The sequence below is a fragment of the Thalassospira sp. SM2505 genome (assembly GCF_054901115.1).
In genome coordinates, this window is the sequence record NZ_CM142731.1 from 689614 (window position 1) to 705607 (window position 15994).

General features: G+C 53.2%; 12 protein-coding genes. 6 read left to right on the top strand and 6 right to left on the bottom strand.

Annotated elements, in window-relative coordinates; genetic code table 11:
* Positions 1 to 99: 99 nt before the first annotated feature.
* Positions 100 to 1035, bottom strand: coding sequence for a GNAT family N-acetyltransferase (locus ACTU44_RS03165; protein WP_462096646.1), 936 nt, complete (start codon positions 1033 to 1035; stop codon positions 100 to 102).
* A 91-nt stretch (positions 1036 to 1126) separates the two neighbouring features.
* Here ACTU44_RS03165 and lanM point away from each other — a divergent pair, with 91 nt between their 5' ends.
* The 5 genes from lanM (at position 1127) to ACTU44_RS03190 (ending at position 6737) form a co-directional block, all read left to right on the top strand.
* Positions 1127 to 4312: a type 2 lanthipeptide synthetase LanM gene (gene lanM, locus ACTU44_RS03170; protein WP_181850141.1), complete on the top strand. Its 3186-nt coding sequence runs from the start codon at positions 1127 to 1129 to the stop codon at positions 4310 to 4312.
* A 114-nt stretch (positions 4313 to 4426) separates the two neighbouring features.
* Positions 4427 to 4756 carry a hypothetical protein gene (locus tag ACTU44_RS03175; protein ID WP_114096576.1) on the top strand — a complete coding sequence of 110 codons (330 nt, stop codon included), beginning with the start codon at positions 4427 to 4429 and terminating at the stop codon, positions 4754 to 4756.
* A 421-nt stretch (positions 4757 to 5177) separates the two neighbouring features.
* Positions 5178 to 5450: a hypothetical protein gene (locus ACTU44_RS03180; protein WP_462096647.1), complete on the top strand. Its 273-nt coding sequence runs from the start codon at positions 5178 to 5180 to the stop codon at positions 5448 to 5450.
* A 358-nt stretch (positions 5451 to 5808) separates the two neighbouring features.
* Complete coding sequence (locus ACTU44_RS03185) at positions 5809 to 6138, top strand: hypothetical protein (RefSeq protein WP_462096648.1); 330 nt, start codon at positions 5809 to 5811, stop codon at positions 6136 to 6138.
* 317 nt (positions 6139 to 6455) lie between these two features.
* Complete coding sequence (locus tag ACTU44_RS03190; RefSeq protein WP_336079932.1) at positions 6456 to 6737, top strand: hypothetical protein; 282 nt, start codon at positions 6456 to 6458, stop codon at positions 6735 to 6737.
* Between the two features lie 172 nt (positions 6738 to 6909).
* Here the strand turns inward: ACTU44_RS03190 and ACTU44_RS03195 are convergent, their stop codons facing one another.
* The 5 genes from ACTU44_RS03195 to ACTU44_RS03215 form a co-directional block, all read right to left on the bottom strand.
* Entirely contained in the window at positions 6910 to 9363 is a 2454-nt protein-coding gene (locus tag ACTU44_RS03195) for a DNA translocase FtsK (protein WP_462096649.1), read from the bottom strand.
* 60 nt (positions 9364 to 9423) lie between these two features.
* On the bottom strand, positions 9424 to 10626 hold the full coding sequence (locus tag ACTU44_RS03200) for an aminotransferase class I/II-fold pyridoxal phosphate-dependent enzyme (RefSeq protein ID WP_462096650.1): 1203 nt from the start codon (positions 10624 to 10626) through the stop codon (positions 9424 to 9426).
* A 189-nt stretch (positions 10627 to 10815) separates the two neighbouring features.
* The gene (locus ACTU44_RS03205) at positions 10816 to 12054 is read right to left on the bottom strand and encodes an ammonium transporter (protein WP_462096651.1); all 1239 of its coding nucleotides are present in this window, start codon (positions 12052 to 12054) and stop codon (positions 10816 to 10818) included.
* Between the two features lie 332 nt (positions 12055 to 12386).
* Positions 12387 to 13715, bottom strand: coding sequence for an ammonium transporter (gene amt / locus ACTU44_RS03210; protein WP_336079934.1), 1329 nt, complete (start codon positions 13713 to 13715; stop codon positions 12387 to 12389).
* Positions 13716 to 13738: 23 nt separating this feature from the next.
* On the bottom strand, positions 13739 to 14077 hold the full coding sequence (locus ACTU44_RS03215) for a P-II family nitrogen regulator (RefSeq protein WP_007088725.1): 339 nt from the start codon (positions 14075 to 14077) through the stop codon (positions 13739 to 13741).
* Positions 14078 to 14659: 582 nt separating this feature from the next.
* On the opposite strand from ACTU44_RS03215, the gene ACTU44_RS03220 reads away from it, so the two are divergent.
* Positions 14660 to 15883, top strand: a complete 1224-nt coding sequence (locus ACTU44_RS03220; RefSeq protein ID WP_462096652.1) for a UbiH/UbiF/VisC/COQ6 family ubiquinone biosynthesis hydroxylase — start codon at positions 14660 to 14662, stop codon at positions 15881 to 15883.
* Positions 15884 to 15994 lie beyond the last annotated feature (111 nt).

A 15994-nucleotide genomic window follows, 5' to 3' on the forward strand; every position in this document is an offset into this window, starting at 1 on the left:
CTTTCAAGCCTGCGAAAATCCTTGATTCTGGCGATATGAAAGGTCTTGTTTCCGGGATGGAAAAGGGACAAATTGCTATTTCCCGGGTCGTTCAGACGATCAAATCTTGAAACGTTCACCGGCTGCAACGACCCGTTCCCACACCATATATTGTTCAACCCGTGTCAGGCCAAAGCGTTCAAGTGCCTTCCATGACGCGGCATTGTTTACTTCGGCATAGCCAATGATCGGAACATTCCACCGTTTCGCAACATACTCGGCAAGATGGCGACACATCAGGTCAACCGATCCCGTACCCCAATGACGGCGCAGACAGCAATATTGCGGTGAAAGCACCGAATTTCCCATATGGGTCAAGGTAATACAGCCAGTGACTTCATCGCCAAGCTTGGCGATGATCATGCCGTTATTTTCCTTGTTGTAGTTGGTTTCGAATCGCTCTGCGGTGGTTTGGTTGACCGAAGCCCGGTTCTCGAAAGCCCGGTTGAAAATGGCCGCAAGGGTTTCGAAAATATCGGGATGCTTTTTGATATAGGCATCATCAAGCAGGATCGTCTCATAGCCTTTTTCGACTGCCCGATCTGCATGGGGAAACTCGCCAGCGCGCGGGGCGCCCGGGGCACGTTCATATCGGAAACTTCCGGGAACTTCAGCAAATCCCCAGTTTTCCATATCGGCTTTAACATACACGGTTTCGGGCGGGTTATAGATGCGATAGCGGGTGTCGTGACTGGCAAGGCGGCCGTTTTCTTTTTCCAAAACCTGATGGAGACATTCGGTCAGTTTCCGAGAATCCTTTTCGGCAATCTCGATCGAAAACAGTACCAGAAGACTATCTCCGGGGCCCGGTTTTCGCGAGATGATGACCCATGCATGGATCCGTCCGCTTTCGTCCTGCAAGGCGTATTCATTGCCATTGGCTAAAATGACAGCTGCCAAATCGATACTGGCGAAATAGTTCCTTTGTTCCTCATCCGAGATTGCAAGGCGGAACGCGATATAGCGTTCAATGTTTTCTTTTGTGATCGGAACCAAGTACATGTTTCACAAAACTTTTCTTGCGGGTCATTTGGACTTAAGCTTGAACTATCAGGGCGTTAAATCGCGTAAAGGTCAAGGGGAACTGATGGAAACCGATCCGTTTTGGACCACAATCGTTGCACGGGCGGCAACGATTGATGAAAGGTTGTCGGGAAAATACGTTCCGGTTCCTGCAGACAATTCGATGACGGACGGTTCGTCAGTCACGACAGATCAAACTCAGGCTGAATATCTGAAAAGATGGTGTGAATTTGCCAGCAATGGTGACCATGATCTGTTTACACGCAGGCTTGCGCGCGATGGGCTGAGTGAACGTGATGTTACACCGTTTCTGGGCAATGTTCGTCTAAGGGACGGCGAAGCGTTACCAGATTGGGTTCCGACGGCAATTTGGTTTCTCGATGCAATGATGGCAGGCGGGCAGGGCACGGATACAGAATGCCCAAGCGATATCGCTGAAACAGTACCATTTGCTGATCTGATCTGGCCTGCGGTGGTGCAAGCGCAAAGAATGCTTGGTGACCGGGCACCAAGTCCCCTGACATTACAGGCACAGGATGACCTGACCCTCGGGCTTGTCAGTCGTCTGTCGAAATTTGCCGAAGGTGCCTTTTTCGAAAGTTTCACAAGCTATCGTCAGGCAGTCGGTATCGCACCCGATCAGGCGGCGGGAACCGGCGTATATGGTGCATTCAAAACGGCGTTATGCAGTGGTCCGTTGCGTAACCTGATTGCGGCGCGTCCGGTTCTGATCCGGATTCTGGCAACCGTGACGGATCACTGGATCGGGGCAACGCGCGAATTCCTTGAACGGCTTGAAAACGATCTTCCTGCATTGGCCGGACAATTCCCTGAGCTGGCGGATGCCCGGAAGGTCGCCAAAATTACGGCGGGTATTTCTGATCCGCATAATCATGGTCGTACGGTTCTTATCCTGACCTTCGAAAATGATGCCAAAATTGTCTATAAGCCCCGCCCGGTTGACGCAGAATGCGCATGGAAGGAGCTGTCAGACTGGTTTGAAAAGGCCGGTTCCGATATTCGTCTTTGCGCCCCGAAGACCTGGGCGCGCGACGGGTATGGCTGGATGGGCTTTGTCAAAGCCAATGCCGATCTTTCACAGGATCAGGGATCGGGTTTCTATCGGGCGGCCGGGCAATTACTGGCATTGATGTACTGTCTTAAGGGCAGTGACATGCATCATGAAAATTTCCTGATTGCGGATGGGCGCCCGGTTGTTATTGACCTTGAAACCCTGTTTCAGCCGGAACTGCGGTTGTTTTACGGGGCCGATCACGCCTTGCACGCCAAGGAACTGGCACAACATCGCCTTGATGGTGGCGTGAATGCGGTCGGCCTGTTACCCAAACGTAAAAATATTGCGGGCCACTGGATTGACGATGGCGGACTGGCGGTGGCGCAAACATGCATGGTCAAAGTTCCCACCCTGCGTCACATCAATCAGGATCAGATGGTCCTTGATCAGGTCGAACGTGAAGAATTGCTTTCGGGGATCGCACTGACCATTGGTGGCAAAGCCCCCGATATAGCCGACTTCCTTGACGATGTTTTGTCGGGTTTTGATGATGCGGTTGCCTTTTTGAGTGCTCACAAGGACGAACTGGTTGCCAGTGATGGTCCGCTTGCCGCTTTTGCCGGGGCAACAATCCGTCATGTCTTGCGCCCGACAGCCTATTATCAGGAGCTTGAACGGGCATCGCGCCAGCCACAAAACCAGCAGGACGGGTTTGTCTGGAGCCTGAATTTCGAACGGCTGTGTCGCAAGGCGCGCTGGGATCTGGAAAATTATCCGGGATGGGCATTGCTTGGGGCTGAACGAACAGCTCTGGCCCGTCTGGACGTTCCGCTATTTACCGGAAAAACCGATCAGGATGGTATCTGGGCTGATGGCCGATTTCTGACCGATCAACTGACGCAACGGTCGGTTTTGCCAACCATCGAAACGCGTATTGATCTGGTGACCGGCAATGCTGCGCAGGAACGGGCAATTATTCGGCAATCTTTCCTGGCAACCTCACAAGCTTTCCTGCCATCGCGCCGTCCCTGGCAAAATGACAAGACGGTCGAGAACATCAAGGATGTGGCCCGAACCAAGGCATTTCAAATTGCCGATATTGTGGCATCTCAGGCCATCATGATGGATGGAAGTGCCAGCTGGATAACGGCTGATATTACCGGTGATGGCAAGGGCCTTGAAGCACGGGTCATGGATGAGGGGCTCTATGGCGGGACAGCGGGACAGGCACTGTTTTTTGCTGAATGTTACGGTGTTGATCCTGTGGGGAAATGGCGCGATCTGGCCGTGGCGACACTGGAAGCCCCGCGTCAAATGGCCTTGGGAAATGCCAGTACAATGCCAAGGCCGGTCACGGCAATCGGCGGATTCGAAGGTGTTGCCGGACTTGTTTATGTTCTGACGCGATGTGCGGATCTTCTTGAAATGCCGGACCTGCTTGAAGACGCGGTTCGACTATGTGCACGGCTTGATGATCAGGCAATTGCATCAGACAAGGCGTTGGATGTGATTAGTGGCTCGGCCGGGGCGATCCTTGTTTTGTTGGCACTTTATGATGCGACGGGGAATTCCGGGGTGCTTGAACGTGCTGTCCGGTGTGGCCGGCATTTCCCCGAAAATCCGACGATGTGGAAAAGCGTTTCATCAACCACACTTGCGGGGATGTCGCATGGGGCTGCGGGCGTCGTTTATGCTCTTTTGAAACTTTATCAGGCGACAGGCGACAAAGCTTTCCTTGATCTTGCCAACAGTGGCTTGGCCTATGAAAGAGGGTTGTTTGATCCTGACCTGAAAGGCTGGCCGGATCTTCGGGATGATGCAAATCGGGTTGATCCGGTGCAATGGTGCCATGGTGCAGTTGGCATCGGTTTTGCCAGAATGGCGACCTTGCATATCCTTGATGATCCGATGATCCGGGCTGAAATTGATATGGCGATTGCTGCGACATTGTCGGTACCCGACGGTGGGCGCGATAATCTGTGTTGTGGCCATGCCGGACGTTTTTCCATGCTGGCCTATGCAATGGATATGGGATTGGGCCCCGATAATCTTGAGACGGTGTTTAATCAACGTCTGTTGGCATGGATTTCAAGGCTTGATAGCGGGCAGATCGGATTGGCAGCCAGCGATGTCATGCTTCAGCACGGTCTGATGCAGGGTCTTTCGGGGATCGGACAGGCTTTGCTGGAAATTGGTTCACCGCCAAAGGTCAGGCCGGTTCTTCTGCTTGCATGATGTTCCCTTTGGGTGATGTGTATAGATGCAATTAAATCTTTAATTGACATTGGGCTGCGGCGGGTAGCTAATTCAATGGGCTGACTTTATTGAATTTCTACGGGAGAACGGTCAATGACCATGAACCAAGTTTCGACGGGCACGTCACTTGATGTCTGGGCACAGTCAGGTGGTGCTTTCAACGGTGCGATGACAGATATTTCCGGCTCAACAGACGCAACCCTTGCAAGTGCGCAGCCAAGCTTCGCCCGGGTTTGTGCACCGGCAACCGAGACAGAATTAAATGCAGCTATGGTTACCGTTGGTTTTACATGTGGTGGCTGGGAACCTGAACTGAACGCAGCAGGACCTTCGATTGCTGTGTGTCGCGGCGGTGGCGGTTGGGAGCCCGAGCTGCAGTCGGCAGCATATACCCATTCGATTCAGTGCCGTGGCGGCTGGTAACTAACAGCAGCTGGCAGAAATTGACACAGGTGACTCGTTACTTTTGGTGCCATTCCTGCAGGATACCTGAGAGCGGACCCGTGGTCTGAAATTGCGTTTAAAACGGGCTCTTCGTTTGAGCCCGTTTTTTTGTTCCAAGTTTCGAAACCATATCGTGACATCAAGCCTGAAACTGGGATTTTTCCGCATGAAGCCCCCTGGTTACGGGCGGTGCTTTCGGCGGAAAGATTTCAGAAAAGACAGGCAGATTGATCTGCCCTTCTGTTTAGGTTCCCTCTGCAAGTTGCTGATTTATAAATTTTTCGTATTGGTTTTGGTGTTTGTCCGGAGTGTGAGAGTTAAATCCCCGGTTGACTTTGTTCGGTTGCAAATCTCTAATTTCCCTCGTTGTGTTTAACGAGTTCCTTTGGGAGAACAGAAAATGACGCAGATGAATATTGCTGCAACAACGTCCCTTGATGCCTGGGCACAATCGGGTGGTGCTATTGTCGGCATGACGGAAACAGCGATTGCCACCGACGAGGGATTGCATGCTGCTGCCTATACCGCTGATGCAATTTTCTCGCACGAACCGGCTCTGGAAATGAATGCTGCCGCCATTACAATTGGCACAGTTTGTTTGGGTCTGGGTGCAGAACTGAGTTCGGCTGCGCTGACTATGGGTATTCGCATAGCTTGTTCCATCGAACGTTAGGCCACGACATTTACGGCTGGGCGTGGGTATTCTTCCAAGTACTGAGCCGAGCTTCAAGCTGCTGCAATTACCATCGGTGGTCTTGGGCCCGGCACATAGGGCTGGTAGTCAGCGCCCGACAGTTTTGAAATGATAGAGAAGGCGGGTCACTTTGAGCCCGCCTTTTTCCATTCAGGATGTGTTGACTGTTGCATCGATCTCCGTGATCAGGAAACCATCCCGTGTTCTGTTGCGTCACAAAGTTGGGGATATTGTCAGTTTTATCACCAGAAGTTGCCGCAACCATTTGACTAATTTACGGAATTGCCATTCAATCAAAATGCACGTCTGCTTTCGAAAAAAAACAGGGAACACGAGTATGAGCCGTATGGAAAACGTGACGACAGGTCCGATGGATATCTGGGCCCAAACCGGAGGTGCGATTGCGACGCCGGTTGCCAATGCCGATGATCATCAGGGCGATGAAATGCAGTCAGCTATGCTGACGCGCTCGCCTCAGACCTGCTACAGCATCGATCAGGAAATGGCGAATGGACAATATTCCGGTCATTTTCCGTTCTGTATCGAGCATGAAATTCAGGCTGCCCAGTATTCGCAGCAATTCCCTGTTTGCATTGATCAGGGTCAGGAATTGCAGTCTGCCATGCTGACGCGCTCACCACAAACCTGTTACAGCATTGGTCAGTAACAGCTTCGGCAAGCTACACAGTTGCATTTGACGGCAATTGCACTGCCTTTGATAAAGGCAGTGTGCAATGGCTATGAGATGTGCCATGCACGAAGAATTGAGGGTTCGCAATACCCACGGTTACATGTCCGGTATCAGGAAGGCAGGTCCGCAATGGCCTGCCTTCCTTCCTATTGATGGCACACAACTTCAGGCCATAGCCAGTTTGTTGAAAATGAAACAAATTCTCTGGTTTGATCTGTACTCGTTGACAATTTGTGTTTGTTAATATTCAATCCTGAGGCGATTTTTATTCACAATATTCAGGGATAGTGAACATGGAACGGATGGAAGATGTGAGCCGGAGCTCGATGGCGGCATGGATGGCCCACGGCGGGGCAATTGCTCTGTCCCTGGAGGCGGGGATAAACGAAGATTCCGGCATGGAAGCAGCGGCATTCACCTATGGCGGCGGGGCTTGCGGCGTGTCGAATGGTGATTCAGATATCCTTGCGGCTGCCGGATCAAATAGTATGGGACTGTGTCACGAAGTACCTCGTTCTGATCTTGAAATCAGTGCGGCTGCCGGGTCTTTGGGAATGGGACTTCGTTGCGGATAACCATTAACTGATCGGGAAATCAGGGCCGCGACTTGTTCGGGGGTGCAAATTTTCTGGTCACTTAACCGGTTTCGTATATTGAATATCGGAAGATACACATTTTAAAAGGCAGGCTGAATTTCAGCCTGCCTTTTATTGTTGGCACGTCTATGGAAAACGGGATTTATCCCGATCAATATTCGTAAGGACTGCCATCCATATTTTCCATCAGCACTTCACGCTTGCCGACATGGTTGGCAGCGGAAACCACACCGTTTTCTTCCATCTGTTCGATGATGCGCGCGGCACGGTTATAGCCGATTGAAAGTTTGCGCTGGATGAAGCTTGTAGATGCCTTTTTCTCGCGCAGGACAATGCCGACGGCCTGATTATAAAGATCATCATCCGATCCGCCGCCTGCACCGGCATTGCCACCACCCATATAGGCGGCCATCGGGTCTTCTTCGGGTTCTTCGGTGACGGTTTCAAGATAGGACGGGTCGCCCTGATCGCGCAGATGCTTGACGATGCTTTCGACTTCCTCGTCCGAGACGAACGGGCCGTGGACACGTTGCAAACGACCGCCCTGACCCATGTAAAGCATATCCCCCTGACCCAGAAGCTGTTCGGCACCCATTTCACCAAGGATGGTGCGCGAGTCAATTTTCGAGGTCACGGAATAGGAAATACGTGTCGGGAAGTTGGCCTTGATCGTACCGGTGATCACGTCAACCGACGGGCGTTGTGTCGCCATAATAAGATGCAGACCCGCCGCACGGGCCATCTGTGCCAGACGCTGGATCGATGCTTCGACATCCTTGCCCGCCACCAGCATCAGGTCGGCCATTTCGTCCACGATGATGACGATAAATGGCAGTGGTTCCATCGGCAATTCCTGATCTTCAAAGATCGGTTTGCCGGTTTCCGGGTCAAAGCCGGTCTGAACACGACGGGTAAGCTGCTCGCCCTTGGCTGCGGCTTCCTTGATGCGCTTGTTATAGCCTGCAATGTTACGCACGCCGACCTGGCTCATGGCGCGATACCGGTCTTCCATTTCGCGCACCGCCCATTTCAGGGCAACAACTGCCTTGTGCGGATCGGTCACAACCGGGGTCAGAAGATGCGGGATGCCGTCATAAATCGACAGTTCGAGCATCTTCGGATCAATCATGATGAAGCGGCATTCTTCGGGCTTCAGGCGATAGAGCAATGACAGGATCATTGCGTTCACACCGACCGACTTACCCGAGCCGGTCGTACCGGCAATCAGCAAGTGCGGCATCTTGGCAAGATCGGCAATCACCGGGGTGCCGCCAATATCCTTGCCAAGGCTCATATTCAGTTTGCCGGTGTTCTTTTCAAAATCGCTGGAGGCCAGGATTTCATGCAGATGTACGGTTTCGCGCCGTGCATTTGGGAGCTCAATGCCAATAACGTTGCGTCCGGGCACCACGGCAACACGGGCGGCAATCGCACTCATGGAGCGGGCGATATCATCGGCAAGGCCAATGACGCGTGAAGACTTAACACCGGCTGCCGGTTCAAGCTCGTACAGTGTTACAACCGGGCCCGGTCGAACCTGAACAATCTCGCCCTTTACGCCGAAATCCTGAAGCACGGTTTCAAGCAGACGGGCATTCTGTGCCAAGGCTTCCTGATCGATCTGATTGGCATCGGTCGGATCGGGTTCACCAAGCAGATCAAGCGGCGGGAAACGATATTCGTCCGATCCCAGATCAAAGGATGCCTGACGCTGGGCTGCGGCCTTCGGGCTCGGCTGCAGCTTGGCTGCCGGGGCGGCGACAATGTGAACAGGTGGTTCGTGATCGATACCATCATCATCGTCAAACGCGTCGTCTCCGTCATCGTCCGGTTCCATTTTCGGCTCGGAACGACGGGTGGAGATAACAGAACCCAGTTTGGATTTCGATTTATCAAGCGACGGTTCCTGACGTGATCCCGGTGCACGTTTGGCAACCGGTTCATCGTTGCTGCCGGTCGGAATGACGGCACGGATACCCGCAATCACCTTGCCTGCGGTAAAGGACAGAATACCGCCCAGACGAGCCCAATCCGAAAGCGAATAGGCCATGCAAAAGATGGTCAGGGCCATGCCAAGAAGCATTGAGGCCAAGGCAATGATTGCGCGCGCACCCGGTACGCCGATCATGGCAAATCCGGTCTGCAGTTTCGCAAGAAGAAGATCACCGGCAAAACCGCCAAGTCCCACGGTCAGCGGCCAGTGCATGCCCGGATGAATGGCCGCTGCCGAAATCGCCACCAGAAGCAAGGCCAGCGGCAGAACCAGAAACCGTACCCACATCCAGCTAAACGGTTTGACCGCAATCAGACGCAAGCCCCAACCAAGCATCAGAACACTCAGAAGGGCCGACGCCAGACCAAGGGTGCGCAACATCAGATCCGCGCCATAAGCGCCAATAACACCCAGCGGGTTGAAAATGGGGCCGCGGTCGGTTGCATGATTAAAGGACGGATCGCCCGGATGGAAGCCAATCAGCATGATGAACAGGGCAATGGCCAGAAACACCAGACCAAGGCCGCAAATCCGCAAACCGCTGCGCTTTAGCCAGGTCACAAGACTGCCGGGCATGAAGGCGGTTCCAAGAATGTTCGACTGACTGCTCATCTGGGTATCCGTTCTGGTTAGGTCCTGTTTGGGCTTAATGACTGCTTTGGCGCGAAAGGCTTAGCTTTCCAGCGCCGCGGCAATCCGCGTAAGCCCATCGCGTGTGGTTGCAAGATCATGAACAAGGGCGATGCGGATGAACTGCTTGCCCGGATTGTTGCCATCCTTGTCCGTGATCGAAAGATAACTGCCCGGAATGACCTTTACCCCGGCCTCTTTCCAGATCTTTTTGGTTGCGGCTTCGTCATCGCCAACATCAAGCCACAGGAAGAATCCCCCCGGCGGGCGATAGAAACCAAACCGGTTGCCAAAGACTTCGGCGGCAACATCGATCTTGGCGCGGTAAAGATCGCGGTTTTCCTCGGCATGGACATCGTCATTCCAAAGCGCGGTGGATGCCGCCATGATCGGCATCGGAATGGTTGCCGAACAATAGCTGCGAAGTGCGGTAAAGCGTTTGACGATTTTGGCATCACCGGCAACAAACCCCGACCGCAGGCCCGGCGCGCTTGATCGTTTCGACAGGCTGTGGAACACAAGAATATTGTCCATGTTTCCACCCTGCCTTGCGCAGATTTCAAGGGCCCCAACCGGTGCTTCGCTGTCATAGATATCGGCGTAGCATTCATCCATCGCCAGAACGAAGTCATGCTTGCGTGCAAGACCGATAATCCGTTCAAGATAGGCCGGCGAGGCAATCGATCCTTGTGGATTGGCGGGCGAACACAGGAAAAACAGACGGCAGGCATCAAGCGTTGCGTCGTCAATCAGATCAAGATCGGGCAGGAAGCCGGTCCCCGGGCCCGCGGCCAGCGGTACCATTTCGGCATCATTCAAAACGGCTGCGCCACAATAGACCTGATAGAACGGGTTGGGCAGCAAGACCTTTGGCTTCGGGCCCGGCTGATCCTGTGGAATGACAGTGGTGGCGATCAGGTACAGGGCTTCGCGTGTACCGGCGACGGGCAAAACATGATCATCACGATCAATCATGCCCGTCGGCAGGTTATAGCGGCGATCAAGCCAGTTCTTGATGGCGTCGCGCAGTTCGGGCGTGCCGGAACCGGGCGGATATTTGTGCCAAAGGGATGCATATTTAACCATCGCCTCGGTGATCATGGCGGGCGGCTCGTGCTGAGGTTCGCCAATTGACATCACCAGCGGGGATTGACCGGGTTCAATACCGTCAAGCAGGGCTGCCAATCGCGGAAACGGATAGGCAGGCAATTGATCGAGGCGTTCGTTAAACATGGTCGTCGTCATTCCAGCTTGATCTGTGCCCCGTCATGATCCACGGAGCCGTTATGCAGAATATGGGTAAATTCCCCTGACTTTACCCCTATGCCAAAAGTGCAAAGAAAGATTTAAGAGACAGGGCACGAAGGTGCAAAAAGCCCGGAAAGACGGGCTTTCCGGGCTTCGGGAAATTTGGGGATGATGTTTTGTGCGGTCCTAGCTCGCGCGGAGGTCATCCTCGGGATAGGCCCCGATCTTGTGAATCGAGATATCCGCACCGTCAAACTCGTCTTCTTCGGAAAGACGAATGCCGATGGTTTTCTTGATCACGCCGTAAACGACAAAGCCTGCAATGGTGGCAAAGACAACACCGCTCAGCGATCCGGCAAGTTGGGCTCCAAAAGAAACGCCACCCATGCCGCCAAGGGCTTCAAGACCAAAGATACCACAAGCGATACCGCCCATCAGTCCGCACATGCCATGCAGGGGCCAGACACCAAGGACGTCATCGATTTTCCATTTTGCCTGACACTGGTTAAAGCCCCAGACAAACAGGACACCTGCCAATCCGCCGGTGACAAGCGCACCGATCGGATGCATGACGTCTGATCCGGCGCAGACGGCAACAAGACCGGCAAGGGCGCCGTTATGGACAAAGCCCGGATCGTTTCGTCCTGCAATGAGGGCTGTCAGGATGCCACCAACCATTGCCATCAGCGAGTTGACGGCAACAAGTCCGGTGATGCCCGAAACCGACTGGGCCGACATGACATTAAAGCCGAACCAGCCAACACACAGAACCCATGATCCAAGGGCAAGGAACGGAATGTTTGATGGTGGAATCCCGATCAAGCCGCCGGATTTGGTATAGCGGCCGCGCCGGACACCAAGGCTGATAACCGCACCCAGTGCAATCCAGCCGCCAACCGCATGGACAACAATTGATCCGGCGAAGTCATGGAAGGGCGCGCCAAATGCTGTTTCGATCATGTCCTGGAAACCAAAATTATTGTTCCAGACCATGCCTTCAAACAGCGGATAGCACAGGCCGACCAGAATGGCAGTGGCAAAAAGCTGCGGATAGAAGCGTGCACGTTCGGCAATGCCTCCGGAAATGATCGCCGGAATTGCTGCTGCAAAGGTCAGCAGGAAAAAGAATTTGACCAGATCATAGCCGCTTGATGCAAAGGCCGGGACGCCGTCACTTGCAGCATGGCCGCTCAGAACCGATGCACTTGTAAGAAAATCAACACCATAGGCGATACTGTAGCCGACAAAGAAATAGGCAATCGTCGAAACCGCAAAATCGACAATGATCTTAACCAGGGCGTTGACCTGGTTCTTCTTGCGCACTGTGCCGACTTCAAGAAAAGCAAAACCGGCATGCATTGCGAGCACCATAATAGCGCCCATCAGGACGAAAAATACGTCCGAGGCAGTCTGGAAAGCCTCCATCAGGCATCCCCCTTTATAGCGTTTCCTCTCGGTCCGGTCTCGTCGGGGCCGCCGGACTCTGGTTCGGAGCTGCCAAGATCAATTTTCGTGCCAACGGATGCACAAGGGGGATGCAAGCCAGCAGCAGCAAGGTCTTGGGAGGTATTTTGATCGTCAGGGAATGGAAGGCGAGTTTGGGCAGAAAAAGGGGTTCTGCCTTCGCAATGAACAAAAGGCTGCCCAAAAAGGCAGCAATACACAAAAAGCCCGCCGTGGAAAAATCCAGGGCGGGCCAGTTGGTCTGACAGGCTGGGTACCGGGCAAGCCCGATACCCGTCAGGAAATCAAATCGCTTAGAAGCGCTGGGAACCCTTACCGAATTCCGGGTAAGCTTCCAGACCGAGTTCAGCAGCATCCGAACCCATGGCTTCGTCTTCTTCCGAGAGACGGATACCAACGGTGAACTTCAGGATGAGCCATACAATGGCCGAGGTAACGATGGTGAAGGCACCCATTGCGACGATACCGGTCAGCTGTACGCCAAATGATGCACCGTCATTGGTGAACGGAACAGCAAGCGTGCCCCAGATGCCGCAGACAAGGTGAACCGAAACCGCACCAACAACGTCGTCGATTTTCAGTTTGTCGAGCAGCGGAACTGCGATGACAACCAGAATGCCGCCGATTGCGCCGATGATGATGGCAGAACCGATGGTCGGGGTGTCCGGACCAGCCGTGATCGAGACCAGACCAGCCAGTGCACCGTTAAGTGCCATGGTAAGGTCGACCTTTTTGTAAAGGATCTGGGTCAGGATCGCTGCGGCAACAACGCCACCGGCAGCAGCCATCGTGGTGTTGCCATAGATGTTGGCAATCGCGATGACATCAGCACCAGAACCCATAGCAAGCTGGGAACCACCGTTGAAGCCGAACCAGCCGAGCCAAAGGACGAAGGTACCGAGGGTTGCAAGCGGAAGGTTGGAGCCCGGCATCGGGTGAACCGAACCGTCTGCGCCATATTTGCCTTTACGTGCACCAAGGATGATCGCACCGGTCAGGGCAGCCCAGCCGCCAACCGAGTGAACGATGGTCGAACCGGCGAAGTCAGCAAAGCCCATTTCAGAGAGCCAGCCGCCACCCCAGGTCCATGCACCGGTGATCGGATAGAGAACGCCAGTCAGAACAACGACGAAGATCATGAATGGCCACAGTTTGATACGCTCGGCAACAGTACCCGAAACGATCGAAGCTGCGGTTGCAACGAAGACCATCTGGAAGAACCAGTCAGACGTTGCGGAATAACCGCCAGAGAAATCGCCACCCAAAGCAGCGGCATCATCAGCACTCCAGAGGCTCAGCGAACCGATCCAGCCGGAAACATCCATATACATCAGGTTGTAGCCGATGAGGTAGTACATGATACCTGCAACCGAGAACAGACCGATGTTCTTGAACAGAATGGTGGATACGTTCTTGGTACGAACGAGGCCGGATTCCAGCATCGCAAAGCCAGCAGCCATCCACATGACCAGCGCGCCGCTGAACAGGAAGCTGAAGCTGTTAAGAATATATTGGGTTTCGGCCGAAACGCCTGCGTCCTGAGCAAAGGCCGGAGAAGCGATTGCCAGAAGGGCGGTAGCTGCAACAGCAGCAAGGCCGGTTTTCTTCATGGAAATAGTCATAATGTCTCCCCTTGTCTCTGGACTTACAGGGCGTCGTCGCCGGTTTCACCAGTACGGATACGGACCGCCTGGCTTACATCAAGAACGAAAATCTTACCGTCCCCGATTTTCCCGGTTTGAGCAGTTTTGGTGATAGCTTCGACAACCTGATCGACCAGATTATCCGTGATGGCGACTTCCAGCTTCACTTTCGGCAGGAAGCTGACCATGTATTCAGCACCACGATAAATTTCGGTCTGGCCTTTCTGACGGCCAAAACCTTTTACTTCGGTGACCGTCAGACCCTGAACGCCAAGCGCGCTGAGCGCTTCGCGGACTTCATCGAGTTTGAACGGCTTAATGACAGCAGTAACAAGTTTCATAATATTGCGACCTCCCGGCATATCCGTTGAGTACCAACGTGGTAATCACGATTTCGCAGTCACAGCTTCCAAACCAAGAATCGTGCCAGACTCAAAATAAAACTTCTAAGTATTTGTTTTATAACAGTAAAATAGAGTGTTTTCCGGATTTCCCGGCAGTGATGCAATGAAAATGCAGGATTAAAATATGCACAGAATCTGTTTCTGTTTAAAAAATGTGCATATTTTTTAATCAAAGAGATAGCACAGCAAAAAGCTGTTGTAGCTCAAGGTGATGAGTGACCCACGCCATTCCGGCAATCAGGAGTTCTATCGGATCAGCAGCATGAAACCGGGCGGGTTTCTGCGATTATCCAAGTCAAATTTGCTTGTGATCCGTAGCGGCGCAGATCTCCGTAATGCTTATCGGATGACAATTTGCGACCACAACAGGACGGGGTGGGTTGTGGGTCGGTAGTGGCCGGGGTAAATATGGCTGTAACCGATGGCGGTTACAGATGTTGCGTCAGGTCAACGCTGGCATGTGATCAAAGGTCGTATGAAAGCGGGACGGGCGAGGCTGGCTGAAGCAGGATATTCAAGATGCATGATCAACAGGTACTTCATACCGATGTCGTCATTCTGGGCGGAGGACTTAATGGTGCTGCCATGGCGCTGGCACTTGCCCATGGCGGGATGAAGTCGGTAGTGATTGATTATGCTGACCCTAAAGCCATCCTCAGTGCCAATTATGACGGCAGGACCTGCGCGATTGCAGCGGCTTCAAAGGCGGTGCTCGAAGTGGTCGGTGCCTGGGAACACATGGCTGACGAGGCCGAGCCGATCCTTGATATCCGCATTGCCGATGGCCAAAGCCCGCTTTTCCTGCATTATGATCACCATGATGTCGGTAACGAACCGCTGGGCTATATCGTAGAAAATCTTGTCACCCGCGGTGCGTTATATCGAGCGATTGCAAAAAGCGACCTGATTGAAATGATCGCACCGGCGCGTGTCACCGGGATTGCGCGTGATCAGGGCGGCATGACCATTTCGCTGGCAGATGGTCGTCAGGTTCGTGCGCCGCTTGCTGTCGGGGCAGAGGGGCGTAACTCGATGCTGCGTAAATGGGCAGGTATCAAGACCTATGAATGGAGTTACAAGCAAAGTGCCGTGGTTTGCACCGTAAAGCACAAGCAGCCGCACAACGGTCTGGCCGTCGAGCATTTCCTGCCAGCCGGTCCTTTTGCCATTCTGCCGATGACCGATAACCGCTGTTCCATTGTCTGGACGGAAAGTACGGAGCTTGGCAATTATCTGGTCAATCTTGATGAAGAGACCTTTGTTGATGAATTGCATCGGCGCTTTGACGGTTATCTTGGTGATCTCGAAGTTGTCGGCCCGCGTTTTTGCTATCCGCTCGGTCTTCAGCATGCCTATCACTATACCGATGACCGGATTGCCCTGATCGGGGATGCGGCGCATGGCATGCATCCGATTGCAGGACAGGGCCTTAATATGGGTATTCGCGACGTGGCGGTGCTTGCAGAAATTCTGGTCAATGCCCGTCGTTTGGGCCGTGATATTGGAAGTGCCGATGTGCTTGGTGACTATGAACAATGGCGCCGGTTTGACAACACGGTGATGCTGGCAGTAACCGATCTGACCAACAAGCTGTTCTCAAACGATATCGCCCCGATCCGTTGGGCGCGCGATATTGGTCTGGCTGTGGTTCAGAAAATCCCGCCGCTCAAGAAAACCTTCATGTCTCATGCGATGGGCTATGCCGGAACCTTGCCAAAACTGATGCAGGGTAAATCGCTTTAAACTGATTTACTGATCTCCATTCAGTTATAATCGTTCAAAATACTGTCGTTTTTTATGTGCGAATGTTGATTTGTGTCAACAAGTCAGCAATTGGAAAGGCGCAATGTCCCC

Bases quoted from the DNA above. Each gene is read 5' to 3' on its own strand.
- lanM (WP_181850141.1), top strand. From the start codon at position 1,127: ATGGAAACCGATCCGTTTTGGACCACAATCGTTGCACGGGCGGCAACG.
- ACTU44_RS03175 (WP_114096576.1), top strand. From the start codon at position 4,427: ATGACCATGAACCAAGTTTCGACGGGCACGTCACTTGATGTCTGGGCA.
- ACTU44_RS03180 (WP_462096647.1), top strand. From the start codon at position 5,178: ATGACGCAGATGAATATTGCTGCAACAACGTCCCTTGATGCCTGGGCA.
- ACTU44_RS03185 (WP_462096648.1), top strand. From the start codon at position 5,809: ATGAGCCGTATGGAAAACGTGACGACAGGTCCGATGGATATCTGGGCC.
- ACTU44_RS03190 (WP_336079932.1), top strand. From the start codon at position 6,456: ATGGAACGGATGGAAGATGTGAGCCGGAGCTCGATGGCGGCATGGATG.
- ACTU44_RS03195 (WP_462096649.1), bottom strand. From the start codon at position 9,363: ATGAGCAGTCAGTCGAACATTCTTGGAACCGCCTTCATGCCCGGCAGT.
- ACTU44_RS03200 (WP_462096650.1), bottom strand. From the start codon at position 10,626: ATGACGACGACCATGTTTAACGAACGCCTCGATCAATTGCCTGCCTAT.
- ACTU44_RS03205 (WP_462096651.1), bottom strand. From the start codon at position 12,054: ATGGAGGCTTTCCAGACTGCCTCGGACGTATTTTTCGTCCTGATGGGC.
- amt (WP_336079934.1), bottom strand. From the start codon at position 13,715: ATGACTATTTCCATGAAGAAAACCGGCCTTGCTGCTGTTGCAGCTACC.
- ACTU44_RS03215 (WP_007088725.1), bottom strand. From the start codon at position 14,077: ATGAAACTTGTTACTGCTGTCATTAAGCCGTTCAAACTCGATGAAGTC.
- ACTU44_RS03220 (WP_462096652.1), top strand. From the start codon at position 14,660: ATGCATGATCAACAGGTACTTCATACCGATGTCGTCATTCTGGGCGGA.